23 protein-coding genes and 1 pseudogene are annotated in these 18,674 nt (G+C 72.5%); 10 read left to right on the top strand and 14 right to left on the bottom strand.

Annotated elements, in window-relative coordinates; all coding sequences use genetic code 11:
- Window positions 1-421, top strand: a pseudogene (locus OP86_RS33635) (hypothetical protein); the annotation flags it as partial.
- A 246-nt stretch (window positions 422-667) separates the two neighbouring features.
- On the opposite strand, the gene OP86_RS17580 reads toward OP86_RS33635, so the two are convergent.
- The 5 genes from OP86_RS17580 to OP86_RS17560 all read right to left on the bottom strand — a co-directional run bounded on the left by OP86_RS17580 (window position 668) and on the right by OP86_RS17560 (window position 6,440).
- Window positions 668-1,954 (bottom strand): sugar ABC transporter permease, encoded by a 1,287-nt coding sequence (locus tag OP86_RS17580; RefSeq protein ID WP_033332250.1) that lies wholly within the window; start codon window positions 1,952-1,954, stop codon window positions 668-670.
- Window positions 1,951-2,739 (bottom strand): ATP-binding cassette domain-containing protein, encoded by a 789-nt coding sequence (locus tag OP86_RS17575; RefSeq protein WP_209440349.1) that lies wholly within the window; start codon window positions 2,737-2,739, stop codon window positions 1,951-1,953. Before OP86_RS17575 ends, OP86_RS17580 begins: the two co-directional genes overlap by 4 nt.
- A gap of 91 nt (window positions 2,740-2,830) precedes the next feature.
- A complete protein-coding gene (locus tag OP86_RS17570; RefSeq protein WP_030061998.1) occupies window positions 2,831-3,925 on the bottom strand; it encodes a sugar ABC transporter substrate-binding protein in 1,095 nt (364 codons plus the stop codon).
- 354 nt (window positions 3,926-4,279) lie between these two features.
- On the bottom strand, window positions 4,280-4,645 hold the full coding sequence (locus tag OP86_RS17565) for a hypothetical protein (protein ID WP_030061999.1): 366 nt from the start codon (window positions 4,643-4,645) through the stop codon (window positions 4,280-4,282).
- 607 nt (window positions 4,646-5,252) lie between these two features.
- Window positions 5,253-6,440, bottom strand: coding sequence for an outer membrane protein assembly factor BamB family protein (locus OP86_RS17560; RefSeq protein WP_033332247.1), 1,188 nt, complete (start codon window positions 6,438-6,440; stop codon window positions 5,253-5,255).
- 179 nt (window positions 6,441-6,619) lie between these two features.
- Here OP86_RS17560 and OP86_RS17555 point away from each other — a divergent pair, with 179 nt between their 5' ends.
- Entirely contained in the window at window positions 6,620-7,873 is a 1,254-nt protein-coding gene (locus OP86_RS17555; RefSeq protein WP_033332245.1) for an RNA-guided endonuclease InsQ/TnpB family protein, read from the top strand.
- A 114-nt stretch (window positions 7,874-7,987) separates the two neighbouring features.
- On the opposite strand, the gene OP86_RS17550 is transcribed toward OP86_RS17555, so the two are convergent.
- Genes OP86_RS17550 through OP86_RS17540 form a run of 3 tightly spaced genes read right to left on the bottom strand, consistent with a single transcriptional unit; the run spans window position 7,988 to window position 9,336 of the window.
- A complete protein-coding gene (locus tag OP86_RS17550) occupies window positions 7,988-8,401 on the bottom strand; it encodes a hypothetical protein (RefSeq protein WP_030062002.1) in 414 nt (137 codons plus the stop codon).
- A gap of 51 nt (window positions 8,402-8,452) precedes the next feature.
- Entirely contained in the window at window positions 8,453-8,938 is a 486-nt protein-coding gene (locus OP86_RS17545; RefSeq protein WP_030062003.1) for a GNAT family N-acetyltransferase, read from the bottom strand.
- 11 nt (window positions 8,939-8,949) lie between these two features.
- Window positions 8,950-9,336 carry a nuclear transport factor 2 family protein gene (locus OP86_RS17540; RefSeq protein ID WP_033332243.1) on the bottom strand — a complete coding sequence of 129 codons (387 nt, stop codon included), beginning with the start codon at window positions 9,334-9,336 and terminating at the stop codon, window positions 8,950-8,952.
- A gap of 439 nt (window positions 9,337-9,775) precedes the next feature.
- Between OP86_RS17540 and OP86_RS17535 the strand changes: the two genes are divergently transcribed.
- The gene (locus OP86_RS17535; RefSeq protein ID WP_030062005.1) at window positions 9,776-11,416 is read left to right on the top strand and encodes a serine hydrolase; all 1,641 of its coding nucleotides are present in this window, start codon (window positions 9,776-9,778) and stop codon (window positions 11,414-11,416) included.
- Window positions 11,417-11,451: 35 nt separating this feature from the next.
- Here the strand turns inward: OP86_RS17535 and OP86_RS36660 are convergent, their stop codons facing one another.
- From OP86_RS36660 to OP86_RS17515, 4 genes are all read right to left on the bottom strand, one after another.
- Window positions 11,452-11,847 (bottom strand): ankyrin repeat domain-containing protein, encoded by a 396-nt coding sequence (locus OP86_RS36660; RefSeq protein ID WP_078653598.1) that lies wholly within the window; start codon window positions 11,845-11,847, stop codon window positions 11,452-11,454.
- Window positions 11,844-12,503, bottom strand: a complete 660-nt coding sequence (locus OP86_RS36655; RefSeq protein WP_030062007.1) for a hypothetical protein — start codon at window positions 12,501-12,503, stop codon at window positions 11,844-11,846. The genes OP86_RS36660 and OP86_RS36655 overlap by 4 nt, the downstream gene beginning before the upstream one ends.
- 126 nt (window positions 12,504-12,629) lie before the next feature.
- Window positions 12,630-12,839 carry a DUF397 domain-containing protein gene (locus OP86_RS17520; protein WP_030062008.1) on the bottom strand — a complete coding sequence of 70 codons (210 nt, stop codon included), beginning with the start codon at window positions 12,837-12,839 and terminating at the stop codon, window positions 12,630-12,632.
- A complete protein-coding gene (locus OP86_RS17515; protein WP_030062009.1) occupies window positions 12,824-13,663 on the bottom strand; it encodes a helix-turn-helix domain-containing protein in 840 nt (279 codons plus the stop codon). The genes OP86_RS17520 and OP86_RS17515 overlap by 16 nt, the downstream gene beginning before the upstream one ends.
- 119 nt (window positions 13,664-13,782) lie before the next feature.
- Between OP86_RS17515 and OP86_RS17510 the strand changes: the two genes are divergently transcribed.
- The 7 genes from OP86_RS17510 (at window position 13,783) to OP86_RS38820 (ending at window position 17,643) form a co-directional block, all read left to right on the top strand.
- Window positions 13,783-13,986: a hypothetical protein gene (locus tag OP86_RS17510; RefSeq protein ID WP_030062010.1), complete on the top strand. Its 204-nt coding sequence runs from the start codon at window positions 13,783-13,785 to the stop codon at window positions 13,984-13,986.
- Window positions 13,986-14,234, top strand: coding sequence for a hypothetical protein (locus tag OP86_RS17505; protein WP_030062011.1), 249 nt, complete (start codon window positions 13,986-13,988; stop codon window positions 14,232-14,234). Before OP86_RS17510 ends, OP86_RS17505 begins: the two co-directional genes overlap by 1 nt.
- A 79-nt stretch (window positions 14,235-14,313) precedes the next feature.
- The gene (locus tag OP86_RS33630) at window positions 14,314-14,781 is read left to right on the top strand and encodes an NUDIX domain-containing protein (RefSeq protein ID WP_051830194.1); all 468 of its coding nucleotides are present in this window, start codon (window positions 14,314-14,316) and stop codon (window positions 14,779-14,781) included.
- Window positions 14,782-15,121: 340 nt separating this feature from the next.
- Window positions 15,122-15,640: a SixA phosphatase family protein gene (locus tag OP86_RS17495; protein WP_030062032.1), complete on the top strand. Its 519-nt coding sequence runs from the start codon at window positions 15,122-15,124 to the stop codon at window positions 15,638-15,640.
- 94 nt (window positions 15,641-15,734) lie between these two features.
- Window positions 15,735-16,340 (top strand): DUF2306 domain-containing protein, encoded by a 606-nt coding sequence (locus tag OP86_RS17490; RefSeq protein ID WP_030062033.1) that lies wholly within the window; start codon window positions 15,735-15,737, stop codon window positions 16,338-16,340.
- A 126-nt stretch (window positions 16,341-16,466) separates the two neighbouring features.
- Window positions 16,467-16,856, top strand: coding sequence for a hypothetical protein (locus tag OP86_RS17485; RefSeq protein WP_051830193.1), 390 nt, complete (start codon window positions 16,467-16,469; stop codon window positions 16,854-16,856).
- Window positions 16,846-17,643 (top strand): pentapeptide repeat-containing protein, encoded by a 798-nt coding sequence (locus OP86_RS38820; RefSeq protein ID WP_051830192.1) that lies wholly within the window; start codon window positions 16,846-16,848, stop codon window positions 17,641-17,643. The genes OP86_RS17485 and OP86_RS38820 overlap by 11 nt, the downstream gene beginning before the upstream one ends.
- A gap of 81 nt (window positions 17,644-17,724) precedes the next feature.
- On the opposite strand, the gene OP86_RS17475 is transcribed toward OP86_RS38820, so the two are convergent.
- A complete protein-coding gene (locus OP86_RS17475) occupies window positions 17,725-17,937 on the bottom strand; it encodes a hypothetical protein (RefSeq protein WP_051830191.1) in 213 nt (70 codons plus the stop codon).
- A gap of 239 nt (window positions 17,938-18,176) precedes the next feature.
- Window positions 18,177-18,608, bottom strand: coding sequence for a hypothetical protein (locus tag OP86_RS17470; protein WP_030062037.1), 432 nt, complete (start codon window positions 18,606-18,608; stop codon window positions 18,177-18,179).
- Window positions 18,609-18,674 lie beyond the last annotated feature (66 nt).

Below are 18,674 nucleotides of genomic sequence, written 5' to 3'. Positions count from 1 at the left end.
CGAGACCGCCCGCCGCCTGGACGACATTTACGACGTCCTGCTCGCCAACCCCCGGCCGAACTCCGAGGCCGACACCGGGGAACTCCTCGAAGCCCTCGGTGTCTTCGACGTCCCCAAGCCCCTCACCCCCACCGAACTCGCCGTCGTCGACCTCTTCCTGGTCGCCGTCGACGCCATGGGCGGCATCCGCCCCGGCCACCGGCACGGCCTGGACCGCTGGTTCACCACCGGCAACCTGACCGTCGCCTACCTTTCCCTCACCGCCGCCCACCCCATGCCCCGCACCGGTGACCCCGCCCGCTACTGGACCGCCCTCGTCACCGCCGGCGAACTCCTCGCCACCGCGCCCAACCCGGACACCCGCATCAAGTTCGCCCTCCTGCGCTGCCGCGACCACGCGAGGAAGGCCGCCCGCACCTGATCAACACCCGGCTGTGCACAGGAAGTCGACCCCGCCGACTTCCCGCGCGCCGGGGTTGGTGGGGGAGTGGGGACGACGTGCGTTCCAGTGCCCGGCGCCCCGCGATGCGGCGGGGCGCCGGGTGGCGATCCCGGCGGGGCCCAAGCGCGTGCCGTTGCCGGGGCGGGCAACCCGGGCCCGCCAACGACTGTGCCCCGCCGTCTCGTCGAGACGGCGGGGCACGGGTCCTGCGTGTGTTCCCGCTGGCTAGCTGCGCCCGGCGGTGCGGGTGCGGCGGGTGAGGGAGTCGAGGACGACGGCGGCGAGCAGGACGGCGCCGGTGATCATGTACTGGATGGCCTGGGCGGCGTGGACCATGTCCAGGCCGGTGGTGATGGACTGGATGACCAGGATGCCCAGCAGCGCCGACCAGGTCTTGCCGCGCCCGCCGAAGAGGCTGGTGCCGCCGATGACGGCCGCCGCGATCGCGCTCATCAGCACGTTGCCGCTGCCGAGCTGCTTGTCGGCCGAGCCCTGCTGGGAGGCGATGAACAGGCCGCCGAGCCCGGCGAGCAGCGCGGAGAGCATGAACACGGAGATCCGCACCCGGGCGACGTTGATGCCGGCGCGGCGGGCGGCCTCCACGCCGCCGCCGACCGCGAAGATCTGCCGGCCGTAGGAGGTGCGGCGCAGCACGAAGTCGGTGAGGACGACGACGCCGAGCAGCACCACCAGGGGCAGCGGCAGGCCGCGGTCCTGGTTGAGCATGTAGGCGCCGGTCAGGGCGAGGACGGCGAGGGCGCCGGTGCGCAGGGCGATCTCGCCGGTGCTGCGCGCGGGCAGGCCGGCGGCGGTGCGGCGGCGGGCGTCCAGGAGCTGGGCGGTGAGGAAGGCGGCGACGGCCAGGACGGCGAGGAGCCAGGCGTAGAGGACGTCGCCGTCGCCGAGGAAGTAGGTGTCCAGGTTGGCGACGATGCCGTCGTTGATGTTGTTGACGGTGCCGAGCTTGCCGAGCACGTAGTCCTGCAGGCCGCTCCAGGCGAGCATGCCGGCGAGGGTGACGACGAAGGCGGGCACGCCGATCCTGGCGAAGAAGAAGCCGTGCAGGGCGCCCAGGGCGACGGCGGCGGCGAGGGCCAGCAGGATGGCCAGGCCCTCGTTGAGGCCTTCGCGTACGGCCAGGACGGAGGTGACGGCGGCGCTGACGCCGGCGACGGAGCCCAGCGAGAGGTCGATCTCGCCCAGCAGCAGGACGAAGACGACGCCGACCGCGATCAGGCCGGGGCCGGCGATCCACTTGGTGATGTTGGTGAGGTTGTCGGCCTGCAGGAAGTGGCCGGTGACGCTCTGGAAGATGACCGCGATGAGGACGAGGCCGATGACGACGGGCAGTGAGCCGAGGTCGCCGCTCTTGATCCTGCGGCGGAACTCCTCGGCGTAGCCGCCCAGGCCCTGGCGGCGCACCAGCAGGCGGGGGTCGGCGGCGCTCGCGGCGGGGGCCGCTGCGTCGGCCGCTGCGTCGGCCGGGGTGGGGGTGGTCTGGCTGGTGCTCACTTCGCTTCCTCCGCGATGCGTGCCTGGCGCCGCGTGACGGCGTTGTCGGTGGCGCCGGTGATGGCGGAGATGATCTCCTCGTGCGAGGTGTCGGCGACCGGGAAGACCCCGTTGTTGCGGCCCAGGCGCAGGACGGCGACGGTGTCGGCGACGGCCTTGACGTCCGCCATGTTGTGGCTGATCAGGATCACGCCCAGGCCGCGTTCGCGCAGGCGCTCGACGAGGTCGAGGACCTGGGCGGTCTGCTCGACGCCGAGGGCGGCGGTGGGCTCGTCCAGGATGACGATCTTGGGGTCGCCGACCAGGGCGCGGGCGATGGCGACGACCTGGCGCTGGCCGCCGGACAGGGCGGCGATGGGGATCCGGACGCTGGGGATGCGGATCGAGAGGGTGTCCAGCAGTTCCTTGGCGCGCCGTTCCATGGCGACCTCGTCGAGCGTGCCGTGGCGGCGCAGTTCGCGGCCGAGGAAGAGGTTGGCGACGACGTCGAGGTTGTCGCACAGCGCGAGGTCCTGGTAGACGGTGGCGACGCCGAGGGCCTGGGCGTCCTGGGGGCGCTCGATGCGCACCGGGCGGCCCTCCCAGCTGATGGTGCCCTCGTCGATCGGGTGGACGCCTGCGATCGTCTTGACCAGGGTGGACTTGCCGGCGCCGTTGTCGCCGACGAGCGCGACGACTTCGCCGGCGTGGACGTCGAGGTCGACGTCGGTGAGCGCCTGGACGGCTCCGAAGCGCTTGGAGACCTCGCGCAGCGCCAGTACGGGTGCGCCTGTCACGTGAACCATCTCCTGCGGGGTTGTGCGGGGTGGGGTGGGGTGGGTGTGCGCAGGACCGGCCCCGCGCACACGGGTGCGCGCGGGGCCGGTGCTGCGGGGCCTACTTGATGCCGGCGGTGGTGCAGGCGGCGGCGAAGTCGGCGGTGCAGATGTCGGCGGCCTTGTAGAGGCCGTCGGCGATGACCGTGTCGTTGATGTTCGCCTTGGTGACGACCTTGGGCTCCAGCAGCTTGGCGGGGATGCCCTTGTCGGTGGCGCTGTCGACGGTGGAGGACGCGACGGTCTTGACGTCCTTGCCCTGGAGGAGGTCGACGGCCAGCTCGGCGGCGTTGTCGGCGAGCGGCTTGTAGGCCTTGTAGATGGTGTAGGCCTGGTCGCCGGCGACGATGCGCTGGACGGCGTCGAGCCCGGCGTCCTGGCCGCCGACCGGCACGGTGATGCCGGCGCCCTTGAGCTGGGTGATGATGGCGCCGGCCATGCCGTCGTTGGCGGAGTAGACGGCCTGGAAGCCGGTCTTGCCGAACTGGGTGATCGCGGCGCCGATCTTCTGGCCGGCGACGGTGGGCTTCCACTCACCGGACTGCTCGTAGACGACCTTGCGGACCTTGCCGTCGAGGGCCTTGTGGGCGCCGGACTTGAACTGGGCGGCGTTGGGGTCGGCCTCGTCACCGTTGATCATGACGATGTCGGAGTCGGCGGCCTTGGCGCCGAGCGCGTCCAGCAGCGCCTGGCCCTGGAGCTCGCCGACCTTCTCGTTGTCGAAGGAGACGTAGGCGGAGACCGGGCCGGTGGCCAGGCGGTCGTACGCGACGACCTTGACGCCCTTGGCGGCCGCTTCCTGCACCCAGGACTGGGTGGACTTGGCGTCGAAGGCGTCCAGGACGATCACCTTCACGCCCTGGGCGATGAGGGTGTCGAACTGCTGCTTCTGCTTGGCGGCGCTGCCCTCGGCGTTGCTGTAGAGCACCTTGCAGTCCGCGCACAGGGCCTTGACCTTGGCCTCGATGAACGGGCGGTCGAAGGACTCGTAGCGGGTGGAGGAGGCGTTCTCGGGCAGCAGCAGGCCGATGGACTTGGTGTCTCCGGCGGCGGCGCTGTCCTTCTTGTCGGCGCCGGCCTTCCCGCAGGCGGCCATGGACAGGGCCAGCGATATGCCGGTGGTGGCGATGACGGCGCGACGCATCGTGGCGTTCATGTGTGGGGGTGCCTCTCCCTGACGTCGCCGCGACTCTGCGGCTGGGTGTGGGGAGTTAAACCTGAGCGCGCGCATGACGTCAATAAGTAAATCCAAGCAGGCCGGAATATGCCTCTATTCGTTATCTTTGTGAACGGTTGGCGCGCGGGGGATCCCGAGGGCCGGACCCGAGGGGGACAGCTCGGCGCCACGGCGGCCGGGTTCACGGCGGAGCCCGCCGTTCAAGAGTTTGACCGGCGGGCCGGGCACAGGTCAGGGGCACGTCAAGACGGAGAGGGGGAGTGCCCGCCGCCCCCCGTGCGGCAGGCACCCCCCGGCTCGCGCCCGCGCGCCACACGCGGACATGAAGGACCGTCAGGGACGGTCGAGCGTGATCGAGTTGATCGGCCCCAGGTCGTAGTAGACGCCGCTCGGGGCCGGGATGTCGTAGACGCAGGACGCGCCGCCCGAACCGCGGCACAGGTGCGCGTGCGCGCCGCCGGTCTGGTTGTTGAGGACCCAGTGGTTGCCGGACTGGTTGCTCAGGTTGTGGGCGCCGTACGTCCAGTAGACGTCGGTCGGCGAGACGGCCGGGTCCTGGTTCTGCGGGTAGACGCAGACCGCGCCGGACGGGCAGTTCGCCCAGGAGCCGTCCGCGGCGCCGGCACTGCCGGTACCCATCGCGCTCAGGGCGGCGGTGGCGAGGCCGAGGGCGGCGATGGCGTGCGAGATCCTGCGCATGGGGTGGTACTCCCTTGGCTGGTGCGGGGCCCGGCGATCGGCCGGACCGGTGCCCGTCAGCCTAGGAACGCCGCCCCCGCGGCGGTCCCTGACATCTGACAGGGGCGCGCCTGCTTGCCGCGAGCCGCCCGGCGCGCCTCACCCGGCCCCCGCGCCGGCCGTGCGTACGGCCCCCGCCCTCGGCCATTGCTCACACGCACGCCCCGCCCCGGGCCCGCCGCACTGCGCCGCGTGGGGCGCCCACGGCCGTACCGCCGTACGGCCGGCCCTGGTCGGCGTGCCGGGCCTGGCCGAGCAGCACCGGCAGGGCGCGGTGCCCGTTGGTGATCAGCGACTCGACCGGGTGCAGCTGGGCGCCCGGGACGAGCGCGAGGCCCGGGAAGCGCTCGAAGAGCTTGCGCAGCGCGCTCTGCCCCTCCAGGCGGGCCGGCGGCGCGCCGATGCAGACGTGCGGGCCGTGCCCGAAGGCGAGGTGGTCCTTGACCGGGCGGGTGACGTCGAAGTCCGCGCCGCTGTCGCCGTGGCGGTCGGGGTGGCGCCCGGTCGGCGACCCCGGCCCGGGGCGCCCCGGGCCGCTTCACACCACAGGAGCCGGGGCCGGAACACCTCAGGCGGACGGCAGCGCCCCCAGCGCGTGCAGGCCCGTGCGGCTGCCGCGGAAGACGGCCGAGCCGGCGGCCGCCAGGAAGACCCTGGTGTACTCGCCGGCCGCGTCCAGGTGCTCCGGCTCGTCCTGCCAGCGCAGCCGGCCCGTCGCCAGGTCGAAGGCGAACAGCCGGTCGTCGTTCGTCCCCACGTAGGCGGTGCCGTCCGCGGCCGTCATCGAACCCGTCCCGCGCCCCAGGCCCACCGGCACGGCCGCCGTCCAGCGCGTCTCGCCGGTGGCCGCGTCCAGCGCCGTCAGCCGGGCGCCGCTGAGCAGGCACAGCGTCCGGTCGGCGGCCGACAGCGGGCCCTGCGGCACGTCCATCCGCCCGCGCCGCCACAGCACCTGGCCACTGGCCGCGTCCAGGGCGAAGACCGTCGCACTGCCCGGCCCCTCACCGGACTGCGCGACGTACACCACGCCCCGCTCGACGACGGGAGCGCCGTTGGCGCGCCCGACGGCCGCCTGCGCCCAGCGCCGCTCACCGCCGCGCGCGTCGAACGCCAGCAGCCCGGACCGCTCGCCGGCGGCGAACACGGTGTCACCGGCCAGCGCCAGCCGCCCCGAGACGCCCGGGTCGCTGCTCCAGCGCAGCGCACCGTCGGCCGTGTCGTGGCAGTGCAGCGAACTCCCGTGCACCGTGTACACGCCGCCACCGCCGACGGCCGGGTCCTGCTGCCACGCGGACGGGGCCCAGTCCGGCAGCGCCACCTCCCACCGCAGGTCTCCCGAGGCCGCGTCCAGGACCTGGACGCGGGCCTGGACGCGGGCCTGGGAGACCACGCACACCACGCCGTCCCCCGAGGCCAGCGGCCACCCGCCGGAGTCGGCCAGCTGCCACCCGGGCGAGCCGCCGTCCGGGTCGGCAGCGCCGATCTCCCGGCTCCACAGCACCGCGCCGCTGCCCGGGTCGATCGCGCGCACGCTGCCGTCGTACCCCGAGGCGTACAGCCCCTGCCGCGCCCCGGCGGGCAGGACGACCCGCCCGCCCAGGGCGGCCGAGCCCCACAGCCGGGGGCCGCGCGCGGTGTCCCGGCGCGCCCACCAGCCGGCCCCGCCGCAGACCGCGAGCGCGCCGAGGCCGCCCGCGGCGCTCAGCAGCAGCCTCCTGCGGTTGATCCGAGGAGGCGCCGGGGGTGTCGCGGGCATTGCGGGTGTTGCGGGCATCGGGGACTGCGGGGCTTCGGAGTTCACCTTTGATCTCCCAGGATGCCCCGGCGTTCAGGCCGGGGAGGAATGGGGCCTTGGCTCGGAGCCGCGAAGCGGCGGAGTGATCTTCGGAGGCTCGGACGTGGGCCGTTGTCAGTGCCTGTCGGTAGGTTGCTCTCGTGCATCTTCGGTACTCCTATCGCGTCTATCCGACGGCGGGTCAGCGTGCTTCGCTGGCCCGGACGTTCGGGTGTGCGCGGGTGGTGTACAACGACGCTCTGGCGGTGCGGAAGGAAGCCCGCAAGGGCGGTCTGCCGTACCCGAAGTCCACGGACTTGCAGAAGCAGGTCATCACGGCGGCGAAGAGGACCGCCGAGCGGGCGTGGCTCGCCTCGGTCGGGGTGGACCCGCTGATCCAGTCCCTCCGGGACCTGGACACGGCGTACCGGAACTTCTTCGACTCGCTGTCCGGCAAGCGGCAGGGACGCCCGGTCGGCTTGCCACGGTTCAAGTCGAAGCGTGATGCCCGGCAGTCGCTGCGGTTCACCCGCAACGGGTTCCGCATCCGGGGCAACGGGAAGCTGAACCTGGCGAGGATCGGCGATGTGCGGGTGAAGTGGTCGCGTGCCCTGCCGGCCGATCCGTCGTCCGTGACGATCGTTCTGGACCCGTCCGGGCGGTACCACGCCAGTTTCGTGGTGGAGGTGGAGCCCGATCCCCTGCCCGAGGTCGATGCCGAGATCGGCATCGACCTCGGCCTGACCACCTACGCCGTCCTCTCCGACGGCAGCGTGATCGACAACCCTCGCTTCCTCCGCAAGGCGGAGAAGAAGCTCAAGGCCGCACAGCGGGAACTCTCCCGCAAGGCCAAGGGATCGAAGAACCGGGCCAAGGCCCGAGCGAAGGTCGCCAAGGCGCACGCCAAGGTGGCCGACACCCGCAGGGACTGGCTGCACAAGCAGACCACCAAGTTGATCGGCGAGAATCAAGCCGTCTACCTGGAGGATCTGAACGTGCGCGGCCTCGGCCGTGGCCGCCTGGCCAAGTCCGTTCACGACGCCGGATGGTCCACCTTCCGGCGACTGCTGGAGGAGAAGGCCGCCCGGTACGGACGGTACATCGGCATCGTGCACCGCGCGTTCCCGTCCTCCCAGCTCTGTTCGGAGTGCGGACACCGCGACGGGCCCAAGCCCCTCGCGGTCCGCGCGTGGACCTGCGGCACGTGTGGCGTGCTGCATGACCGTGACCTCAATGCTGCTCGCAACATCCTGGCCGCCGGGCAGGCGGACAGGCTAAACGCCCCTGGAGGGCCGGCAAGACCTGGTGTGGCGATCCCACGCCGGGCACAGCCCGTCGAACGGGGAACCCACCTCGGCGACCAGCGGACCACGGGCGTCCGTGCCGCAGGCGCGGGAGGAATCCCCGTCCTTTAGGACGAGGAGGATGTCAAGCCGGAGATGACTTCGCGCACGGACCTGTGGTTCCCCCGGGTGGCCGGGGGCCTTTCTCGTTCTCGACGGGAGGGAGGGCGGGAGGGCGGGCGGCGGTTAGAACGTGGTCCAGTCGTTGTCGTCCGGGGTGCGGAGGGTGCGGATGTGCTCGCCGACGGCGTCGTCGAAGGTGTCGGTGGAGATCTTGAACTCCTGGCCGTTCGGGCGGATCCCGTAGATCGTGATCTTCTCGCGGCTCTGGCCGGTCAGGGAGAGCTGGACGCAGTCACCCGGCATGGCGATCCGGGTCGCCATGTGGCGGTTCTCGAACACCACGTACGACGGGTAGTTGCCGCCGGAGCAGAGCGAGAAGTTGGCGGTGGCGGTGGCCGCGGGCAGCGGCCGGGCGGGCGACCCGTTCGAGGGGCCGGAGGCCTGGGCGGCGGTGGCGGCGGCGAGGCCGACGGCGGAGACCAGGCCGGCGGTGAGCAGCAGGCCGGCGGCCCGGACGGAGCGGGTGGCAGCGGGCACGGGAGTCCTCCAGGGGTAGCGGATCGGGGCGCACCCCGCGCCCCGATCCGCTCAACGGCCCCCCGGGCCGAGCTGGTTCACGCACTCGTGGTGCGGGAGGGTGCCCACCGGCCGCCGCCGGTACGCGTAGTGGACGAACCCGCCCGCCGTACGGACCGGCACGAAGCCGGCCTTGGCGAGGACCCGCCCGGAGGCCGTGTTCGCCGCCCGGTGCTCGGCGACCACCCGCGCCGGGCACTGCTGAAGGGCGAGGAACTCCCGTACGGCGGCGGTGGCGTGGCCGTTGCCCCGGGCGTCCTCGCGCACCAGGTAGCTGAGCCGGGCGGCGGGCCGCTCCAGCCGGACGACGCCCAGCAGGTCCCCGTCCACCTCGATCCCGCGCACCAGCAGCGCGGGGCAGGAGGCGGCCTCGCGGACGTAGGCGCGGGCCTGGGCGCCGGTCATCGCACCGAACCACAGGTCCGCGACGCCCTCGCCGCCGTGGATCCGGCGCACCGACTCGGCGTCGCCGTCGGCCAGTTCGCGCAGCCGCAGCACCAAGGCGCCTGTTAGCCGAAGATGAGGCGGAAGACCTGGTTGTAGACGAAGAAGCCGCCGGCCTGGCCGGGGATCGGCTGCAGGTTGAACGTCTCGGTGAACGTCATGGGCTTGTCGTAGGCGTTGTCGACGGCCAGCGAGCCGGTCACCAGGACCAGGACGCCGCCACCGGGCGCGGGCTGGGCGTCGCTGCTCTGCACCTGGTGCTTGACGACGGCCAGTTCGGCCTTGGTCAGCTGGGCGATGATGTTCTGCTGCCCCTGGAGCTGGGCGCTCTCCCAGGTGAGCATCGACTCGGGCCGGTAGAGGGCGGCCAGGTTGGCGCGGACGGAGGTGCCGCCGTCGAAGGTGGTGTAGTAGTGCTGGACGAACGAGTGCGCGATGCCGGTGAAGTCCATGTGGCGGAACGTATCAGTCAGGTCACGTTCGGCGTGCGGGAACGGACGGCCCGGGCGGGAAGTCGGCCCGGCCGACGTCCCGTTCACGCCCGGCGCGGCCCCGCGGCCGCCCGGCACTGCTTGGCGCTCGGGGTCCTCGAAGCTCGCGTTCTTGTCCGCCACCCCCTGCCGCATTGCCTCCGGGTCCAGCGCCTGCAGCAGGATCCAGGTGTCCCGCTCCAGCCGCCCCCCGCTCGCTGACCCCCGGCGCTCGCATCCGGTCGGGTCAAGCCCGATCCGAAATCGCCCCCGCCGGACGCCCCTGCCCGCAACGCCCCCGCCGCCGGACGGGTGATTGCACCGGGCCCGGCGCGCGGCGCCCGCCGGGCCCGCCGGGGGCCGTCGAATACTCGCGCCGTGAGGCGGACGGCCACGCCGCCCGGACGAGGGAGGACCCCAGATGCACCACCACGGCACAGCCCGCCGCGCCGCCGCGCCCCTGCTGGCCGGCCTGCTGCTGAGCGGCCCGCTGCTCGCCGGGTGCACCTCCGGGACCGTCGGCGACCCCGAGGCCCCGCCCAGCAGCCCCTCCACCGCCCCGGCCTCCGCCCCGGCCACCGCGCCGCCCCGGCAGCCCCCGCCCCAGCTGACCGAGCAGCAGGTCACCTCCGCCGTCGACCGGATCGACGGCTACGTCCAGGACGCCATGCGCAGGACCGGCGTGCCCGGCCTGGCCCTCGCCGTCGTCTACAAGGACAAGGTCGTCCACGCCAAGGGCTTCGGCGTGCGCGAACTCGGCCGGCCGGACACCGTCACCCCCGACACCGTCTTCCAACTCGCCTCCGTCTCCAAGCCGATCGCCTCCACGATCGTCGCCGCAGCCGTCGGCCAGAAGACCGTGAAATGGGACGACCCGGTCTCCGCCCACGACCCGGGCTTCGCCCTCGCCGACCCCTGGGTGAGCGGCCACGTCACGATCGCCGACCTCTTCTCCCACCGCAGCGGCCTGCCCGACCACGCCGGCGACCTCCTCGGAGACCTCGGCTACCAGCGCGACTACATCCTCCAGCACCTGCGCGACCAGCCCCTCGCCCCCTTCCGCGCCACCTACGCCTACACCAACTACGGCCTCACCGAAGCCGCCGTCGCCGTCGCCAAGGCCAAGGGCACGAGCTGGGAGGACCTGGCCGCCGCCACCCTCTACCAGCCCCTCGGCATGGCCTCCACGAGCTCGCTGCGCTCCGCCTACGACAACGCGGCGAACAAGGCCGTCCCGCACGTGCGGGGCGCCGGCGGCTGGCAGGTCTCCACCACCGAGAACCCCGACCCGCAGTCCCCGGCCGGCGGGGTCAGCTCCACCGCGCAGGACCTCGCCCGCTGGATGCGCCTGCAGCTCGCCGACGGCACCTTCGAGGGCCGGCAGGTCGTCGACGCGGCGGCCCTGAACGAGACCAGAGTGCCGCACATCGTCTCCAACCCGCCCGCCGCGCCCGCCGGCAACTCCTCCTTCTACGGCCTGGGGTGGAACGTCAACCAGGACTCCCACGGCCGGCTGCGGCTCAACCACTCCGGCGCCTTCGACCTGGGCGCCTCCACCACCGTCACCCTGCTGCCCTCCGAGCAGCTCGGCATCGTCGTGCTGACCAACGGCCAGCCCACCGGCCTGCCGGAGGCGGTCGCCGAGGAGTTCTTCGACCTCGCCCAGGAAGGCCACGAGAGCGTCGACTGGCTCACCTTCCTCGGCAAGGTCGTCCCCGCCGCCGCCGAACCCCCCGTCTCTCCGACCGACTACACCAAGCCCCCGGCCGGCGCCGCCCCCGCCGGGCCGGACGCCGCCTACGTGGGCACCTACGCCAACGGCTACTACGGCCCGCTGACGGTCACCGCCGGGGCCGGCGGGCTGACGATGAGCCTGGGCCCGGACAACCTGCAGTTCCCGCTGCGGCACTACGCCGGCGACGTGTTCAGCTTCCAAACCAGGGGGGAGAACGCGGCCGGCCTGTCCGGGGTGACGTTCACCGTGGGCGCCGACGGGCGGGCCACCAAGGCGGTGGTCGAGCAACTCGACCACGAGGGCCTGGGCACCTTCACCCGCAGCTGAGCCGCATCGGGCAACCGGCGGGGCCCACGTCCCGCTCAGACCAACGGCACCCAGGACTGGGAGTTCACGCTGCCCGGCGGCGGGCGGTCACGGCGGCGCCCACGGCGTGATCCGCACGACCCGTCGGGAAGGGCCCTCTCACCCAGCACCTCAAGGACGAGAGCGACCGAGCCGCTGTCCACCGCCCGCAGCACCGGCGTGCTCCCGCCCGGCAGCCGGCGCAGCGCGTCCGCGTCGGCCTCCACCAGGTAGCCGGCGATCGAGGAGTGGAAGGCGGCGACGGCCAGGCAGAGAGCGGAGGCGCCCTGCCCGTCGACGGCCTCGGGATCCGCGCCGTCCTCCAGCAGCAGCCGCACCGCGTCCTCGTCCCCGCTGCGCACCGCCGCGATCAGCGGACCCCCGTCCCCTATTGCCCCGGCCCCGTCGTTCACATGTGGGAGCTGATCTCGCCGCCGGTGGAGAGCACGATGTAGACGCCGTTGGCGACGGCACCGGCGTCGTGCTGGTCCGCCTCCAGCGTGCCCATCACCGCGTTGTCGTTGCCCAGGACCTGTGCGCGGTAGTGGAGTTCGCCGACCTTGGTGACCTTGGCCGTCCAGCCGCCCGCGAGCTGGAACGTGCCCGGCCCCTGGTGCTCGCCGCCCATCCACGAGTGGACCGTCCCGTCCATCGAAAGCACGACGAACATGCCGTTGCCGTCCAGCCCGGCGTCGGTGTCGTGGGTTTCCAGCGTGGCGAGGACGGAGCCCTTGTTGACGATCTTGGCGCTGTAGTTCTGGTTCCCGACCGCCTGGACCTCCGCCGTACTGCCGTCCACCAGCGACTGGCTGCGCCCCTTGCCCGTGGTGGCCTTGGGCGTGGCGGGCGAGGACGGCTTGGCGGCGGGCGGCGGAGTGGTCGCGGGTGCGGCAGGCGTGGTCGGTGCGGTGGCGGGCGGTGCGGTGGCCGCGGGCGGCGCGGCGGGCGTGGTGACCGCGCTGGTGGCGTGCGCGTCGGAGGAGGACGAGGAGGAGCAGGCCGTCGCGGCGGGGATGAGCAGGGCGGCGGCCAGGACGCTGCCGGCCAGGCGGGTCGTCACGAGGGGCATGCGGAGTCTCCTGAGCACAAGGACGGGTGAGCGCACGCGCAGTGCGCGGCGTGCACGATCGAACCTAGTGCGAACAGTCGACGGAATAGCGCCCTCCGTGTCACCGGACTGCAACGCTGTCCCGGCTCAGGCGGTGCCGAACTCGCCTGTGCGGACAGCGGTGATGAAGGACTGCCAGGCGGTGGGGGAGAAGAGGAGGGCCGGGCCGGAGGGGTCCTTGGAGTCGCGTACGGGCGTGACGGCGGCGAAGCCGTCGGCGACCTCGATGCACTGGCCGCCGTTTGTGCCGCTGTGCGAACTCTTCCGCCAGGAAGCGTCGGTCAGGTCGACATCCACTCCAGGTCCCTCCTTACCGCACGGATGAAAGCTAGCGATTCGGCTTGGCCAAGGGCCTCGACCGCAAGTCGATCGTAGCTCTTGGTCAGTGCGGCAACCGACTTGGTATCGCGATCGATGTAGCCGCGCTGCTCAACCTCGCCATAGGCGAGAACCTTGCGGTTTGGCATGGTAAGGAAAGCCGCCATGTGTGTGAGCGGTCGGTTCTCGCCCAGGGAGAACGGCGCCACCTGGATGACTACGTTGGGGCGAGTGGACAACTGCTCAAGGTGGAGCAGTTGTTCGATCATGACATCGCGTCCACCGACGAACTTCCTGAGGCAGCTCTCGTCCAACACCACATGCAGGAGTGGAGGGGAAGTCCGCTCCAGGATCTTCTGGCGGGCAAGCCTGAACTCGATGCGTGCCTCGGCCAGCGTCTGGGTTGAAATCCCTTGCCTGACGGCACCCATCTGGAGCGCGGTCGCATACGCCCGGGTCTGTAGAAGTCCGTTGATGAAATCGTTCTCGAAGATCCTGATCTGCTCCGCGAGGGCCTCGTAGCGGGCGTACTCCGGGAAGCCCTCCAGGATCGCCGCGTTCTTCAGCTGAAACCACATCAGCAGCATGGTGCCGTCGGTGTCGAGCGCCTCGTCCGCCAGTTCGGCGAGCTTCCGCTTCGGCGGCCGGTGCGCAAGTTCGACGTACGAGAGGTGCGAGGGGGAGCACTCAAGGAGCGGAGCCAGCTCCTCCTGGCGCATGCCCTTGGCCTCTCGGAACTTGCGAAGTTGGATTCCGAAGGGCGCCCAGGGGCTGGACTCCGGGTCAATCTTCTTCTTGTTCATGGCGGTCCTCAACTTCTGACGAGCCCGTAGGCAAGTAGCAAGCCGCTTCCGATCGTAGGCGGCACTGCGCCACCATGCACACAGAACGTGAAACTCCGATCGCAGAGGGTTCCCTTCCCATGACCCATGACCAGGTTCCCCACTCCCCCCACGGCTACGGGGTGCGCTTCGACCCCAAGGCCCAGCGCTACCGGGTCCGCAACGAGATCACCGGCGACTGGCTGCGTGAACCGACCGGGGAGCTGAAGGAGTTCACCTTCTTCGGGGACGCCTACAGTGCCTGGAAGGTGTTCGAGGTCCACAAGCGGCCCGGGGAGCGGTGATGTCCTCGATGCTCTCCCGGGCCACCGCCGAGCAGCGGCGCCAGGCCGCCTCGGTGCTGGACGACCTGACGACCGTCCTCGCCCTGGCCGGCGCCAAACTGCCGTCCCTCGAAGTCGACTGGGAGTACGGGCGCCGGACCGGCAACTACCTGATCGACCTCGGCCCGGCCCGCCCCCTCGACCTCCTGCGCATCGTCGACCTGCTCCGCAAGGGCCTGCGCTACGAGCGCCTCACCCATGACGACTGACCTCCTCGCCCGCCTCACCTGGTGGGCCTGCCTCGCCGTCATCCTCCGTACCGCCCTGAGAAAGTAGAACCCCCCCTTGATGCGCGACCCCCGCCTGCTCGCCAAGCCGCCCGTCTGCCGGCTCGGCTGCCTCGTCCTCGTCCGCAACCAGAGCGGCGACGTCCTGCTCGTCGACCCCGACTACATGGACGGCCTCATCCTGCCCGGCGGCGCCGCCAAGACCAACGAGCCCCCGCAGGCCGCCGCCGCCCGGCACCTGCACGCCGAGACCGGCCTCAACCTGCGCCTCACCCACGTCCTCGCCATCGACTACACCCCCGCCGACCGCCACCTGGAGCGCCTCAACCTGGTCTTCGACGGCGGCACCGTCCCCGACACCACCCGCCTCACCGTCCCGGCGCAGAAGTACAGCGGCCTGCTCGGCGCCCGCTTCGTCCCCGCCCACGAGCTGCCGAACCACATGGCCCCCTCCCAGGCCGCCCGCGCCGCCGAAGCCCTCGCCAACCGCACCCTGCCCGTCCTCCTGCACGGCCAACGCACCCACTGACAACGGCAGACGGGGCCGCCCGGCACACCCGCCGGACGGCCCCGCCGACGTGCCGAGGGCCGCTCACGCCGACGGCGTCCCCTCCGCGCAGCGCCGCTTCTCCTCCGCCGTCAGCGGGCCGGTGCGCTGGTAGATGCGGTCGCTGCCGTCCGGGGCGCCCTGGGCTCGAAGATGCGAGGTGGCCGAAACCCCCGCGTGATCTTCACTCCCAAGAGTGAACATCGTCGGCAAATCCCGGCCAACGCGCGTTCGACACAGGGGCGTTGCGGGGCTCCGGTGTTTCCTGAACCGGCGACCGACCACATGAAGCGCCCGCCCCGTGCGGGAAGAGGAGAAGCCGATGTCCGCAGAGCCGGCACGCCGGATCGTCCTGGTGCGCCACGCCAAGTCCGATTGGCCCGACGTGGACGACCACGAGCGCCCCCTCGCCGAGCGGGGGCGCAAGGACGCACCGGTCGCCGGCCGCCGGCTCGCAGGCAGCGGCATCACCCCCGACCTCGCACTCGTCTCGACCTCCGCGCGCACCCGCGAGACCTGGAAGCTGATGGTCCCCGAGCTGCCGTCCAAGCCCAGGACGGTCTACGACGAGCGCCTCTACGACGCGAGCCTCGGCGAGCTGATCGCCGTCCTCAACGAGGTCTCCGACGAGGTCGCCGACGTCGTGGTGGTCGGCCACAACCCGGGCATGCACGCGCTGGCCGACGCCCTGGCCGGCGAGTCCGAGGGCGACGCGCTGGCCCGGATGAACCGCTCCGGCTTTCCGACGGCCGCCATCGCCGTCCTGACGTTCACCGGGTCCTGGAAGGCCGTCGAGCACGGCGTCGGGCGCCTCGTCTCCTTCTGGGCGCCGCACGCCTGACCGGTCAACACCCGTGATCTGCAAGGGATATGAGGGTCCTTCTCGGGGTTGACCCCGATGCCGGCCCGGGGTGGCGCGCCCGACACTCGGAGGCATGCGCATCTCACGGGCCGGCTGGGCCGTCATGACCGTTCTGTCCACGCTGATCGTCCTGCTCGCCGCCCGGTACGCGAGCTTCGACCCATCAGCCTTCTTCACCGAGCAGCGCGACACCTACCTGCGCCACGAACTGCCGCTCGGCGTCCACATATCCGGCGCGATCGTCGCCCTGGCCGTCGGACCCTGGCAGTTCTCCGCCCGCCTGCGCCGGCGCTGCCCGCGCTGGCACCGGCGCATCGGCGTCACGTACCTGCTGGGCTGCGTGGTCGGCGGGATCGGCGCGCTACTGCTGGCGCCCGTCGCCTACGGGGGTGCGGTCGCCCGGCTCGGGTTCGCCTGCCTGGGCGTGGCCTGGCTGGTCACCGGGGCCGCCGGGCTGCGGATGATCCTGCACCGCCGGGTGGCCGACCACCGCCGCTGGATGGTCCGCAGCTTCGCGCTCACCTTCGCCGCCGTCACGCTCCGGCTCCTCCTGCTCGCCGCCGAGGCGGCGCACCTGGACCTCCGCACCTCGTACGCCGTCATCGCATGGCTGTGCTGGGTCCCCAACCTCCTGCTGGCCTGCTGGTTCACCCGCGCGCCGGGCCAACCATCCCTGTGAGAACCGCAGTTGGCGCGGCCGGCCCGGCATTATCCCGGCCCGCCGCGCCACCCGCAATCGCGCTTTGCCCACCCGCCCCGGCGGGTGCCAGGCTGGCCGCCCGATCACAGCGGGTGAGGAGGCGGGATGTCGACCTGGCAGGCGGGCCTGTGGGGGCTGCTCGGGTCAGGCCTCATCGAGGGCTGGGACCTCTACACCGCGATCCACGCCGCGAGCGGCTTCCCGTGGAAGCGCCGGGACCGGCTCGACCTGCCGCCGTACCTGGCGGCCGTGGCGATCCGGCTCGCCGTGGGTACGGCGCTGGCGGCCGTGTACGCCGCCTCCGGGCAGATCGCCGGCGCCATCGGCGCGGTCACGGTCGGCATCGCGGCCCCGAAGATCCTGGAGCAACTCGCCCGGCGCACACCGGCGGCGCAACCACCCCGGGCCACGCCGGAGCATTCCGCCGCACACGAGCCAGAGCCCGACGCCCCGACGAAAGCCGCTTCGGAGGAAGGCGCCTTCGATGCCCGCTGACTCCTTCGCCCGCCGGGTGCTGCGCTACCTCGCCCGCACCGAACCGCCCTTCCGCCCCGCCGAGCCGGTGTCACCACGCCCAGGCTTTCGCGCCACACTGCGCGCGGCGCTGGCCTTCCAGCCGTTCCGCAAGGTCGGGCGGGGAGCGGACCTGGAGGGCGCCGACCTGCGCGGCGCCGAGCTGTCCCGCAGCTCCCTGAGCGGGGCGAAACTGGCCTGCGCCGATCTGCGCGGCGCCGACCTGCGCTGCGCCTACCTGTTCCGTGCCCGCCTGCTCGGGGCCGATCTGAGCGGCGCCGACCTGCGGGAGGCCGACCTGGGCCACGCCTACCTGCTCGACGGCCGCCTGGTGGGAGCCGACCTGAGCGGCGCGGTACTGCGAGGCGCGGACCTCGCCGGCGCCGACCTCACCGACGCCGTCCTGGTCGGCGCCGACCTCGTCGGTACCGACCTGGCGGACGCCGTCCTGCGCGGAGCCAACCTGTGCGGTGCCGTGCTGGCCCGCGCGGAGCTGCTCCGGGCCGACCTGACGGGCGCCTGCCTGCTCGCCGCCGACCTGACCCGCGCCCGCCTGCGCGGCGTCGACCTGACGGGCGCCGACCTGACGGGCGCCGACCTGACCGCCGCCGACCTCGTCACGGTGCGGTGGTCCGTGGCGACCAGGTGGCCGGCCGGCCTGTACGACGGGATCAGGGCGCGGTCCGTCGAGGTGGATCCCGGTGTGTTCGTCATCCTGGCCGACGAGGCACGCGACCGCGAGGCCGTCCCCGACCCGGTGCCCGCGTGAGGGCCCGCTGCCCAAGGCGCGGCGAAGCGCGGGAAGTCGGCCCGGCCGACTTCCCGCGCTGCTGCTCCCGCCGCCCCGGGGCTACTCCATCGCGGCCTTGCGGCAGGCGTTCCCCGCGATGACGGCGGGGACGTAGTCGTCGCGCAAGAGGTGGTAACAGCTCTGGAACGCCTCCTGGCCGCCGGCCGCGCCGATCAGGCAGGCGTCCTCCACGATCTGGGTGTCGGCGTCCGGCTTGTTCTCCAGGACATAGGAGAAGCAACAGCGCGGGAGGGAGCGAACCCCGCACGTCACAGCAGGTTCGGAGTCGGTTCACCACCGGGCTGAAGCCCGGTGCGCTGCGATTGGATCCGATGGCGCAGGGCGTTTCGGCGTCCTATGACGCGGGCGGCGGTGTTGAGGTGACGGATGGTCACGAGCGTGCCCCCGTTCGGCGTTTCCTTGATCGAACAGGGAAGTCCAGGGGAAACGCCGCCGCCGGACCGGCTTTTCGGCCGGTCCGGCGGGGGATGGGCGCCCTCGGGGGCAGGGGGTCAGGGGGTCGTGCAGACGGCGGTCGCGCGGATGGACTCGCTGACGGTGTTGGTGTTGGTGCCGCGTACGACCCAGGCGCTGCCGCTCGGGTAGGAGTCGGTGAAGAAGATCTTGAAGGCGCTGGTCTGGCCGCCGCCGCCGGTGGGCACCTCGCCGGACGGACAGGTGACGGTGGCCACCCCGTTCCCGCCCGGGGCCACGACGACCCAGTCCCCGACCACCTGCACGTGCCCGGCCAGCAGCGAGGCGTCGGCGGCGGCCGGGTCGTTCGGGACGGTGACGGCCGGCTTCGCGGCGGGCTTGTCGGCCGGTCTGCCGGCGGGCTTGCCATCGGCGGTGGCGGCCGCGGTGCTTGCGGCCAGGATGCCGAGGACGGCGAGGGCGGTCAGGGCGAGGGGCTTCATGCGGGCGGTGCGGGCGGTGCGGGCCATGGCGGCTTCCTTGGGTGGGGGGTTTGGCTTCGGTCGGCGGGGGTGACTTCCCGCGTCGGATCCGAT

Origin of the sequence: Streptomyces novaecaesareae (assembly GCF_000716875.1) — a bacterium.
Taxonomy (GTDB): Bacteria; Actinomycetota; Actinomycetes; order Streptomycetales; family Streptomycetaceae; genus Kitasatospora; species Kitasatospora novaecaesareae.
The sequence above is the reverse complement of the archived record's forward strand: the minus strand, read 5'-3'. Positions and strand labels throughout refer to the sequence as shown.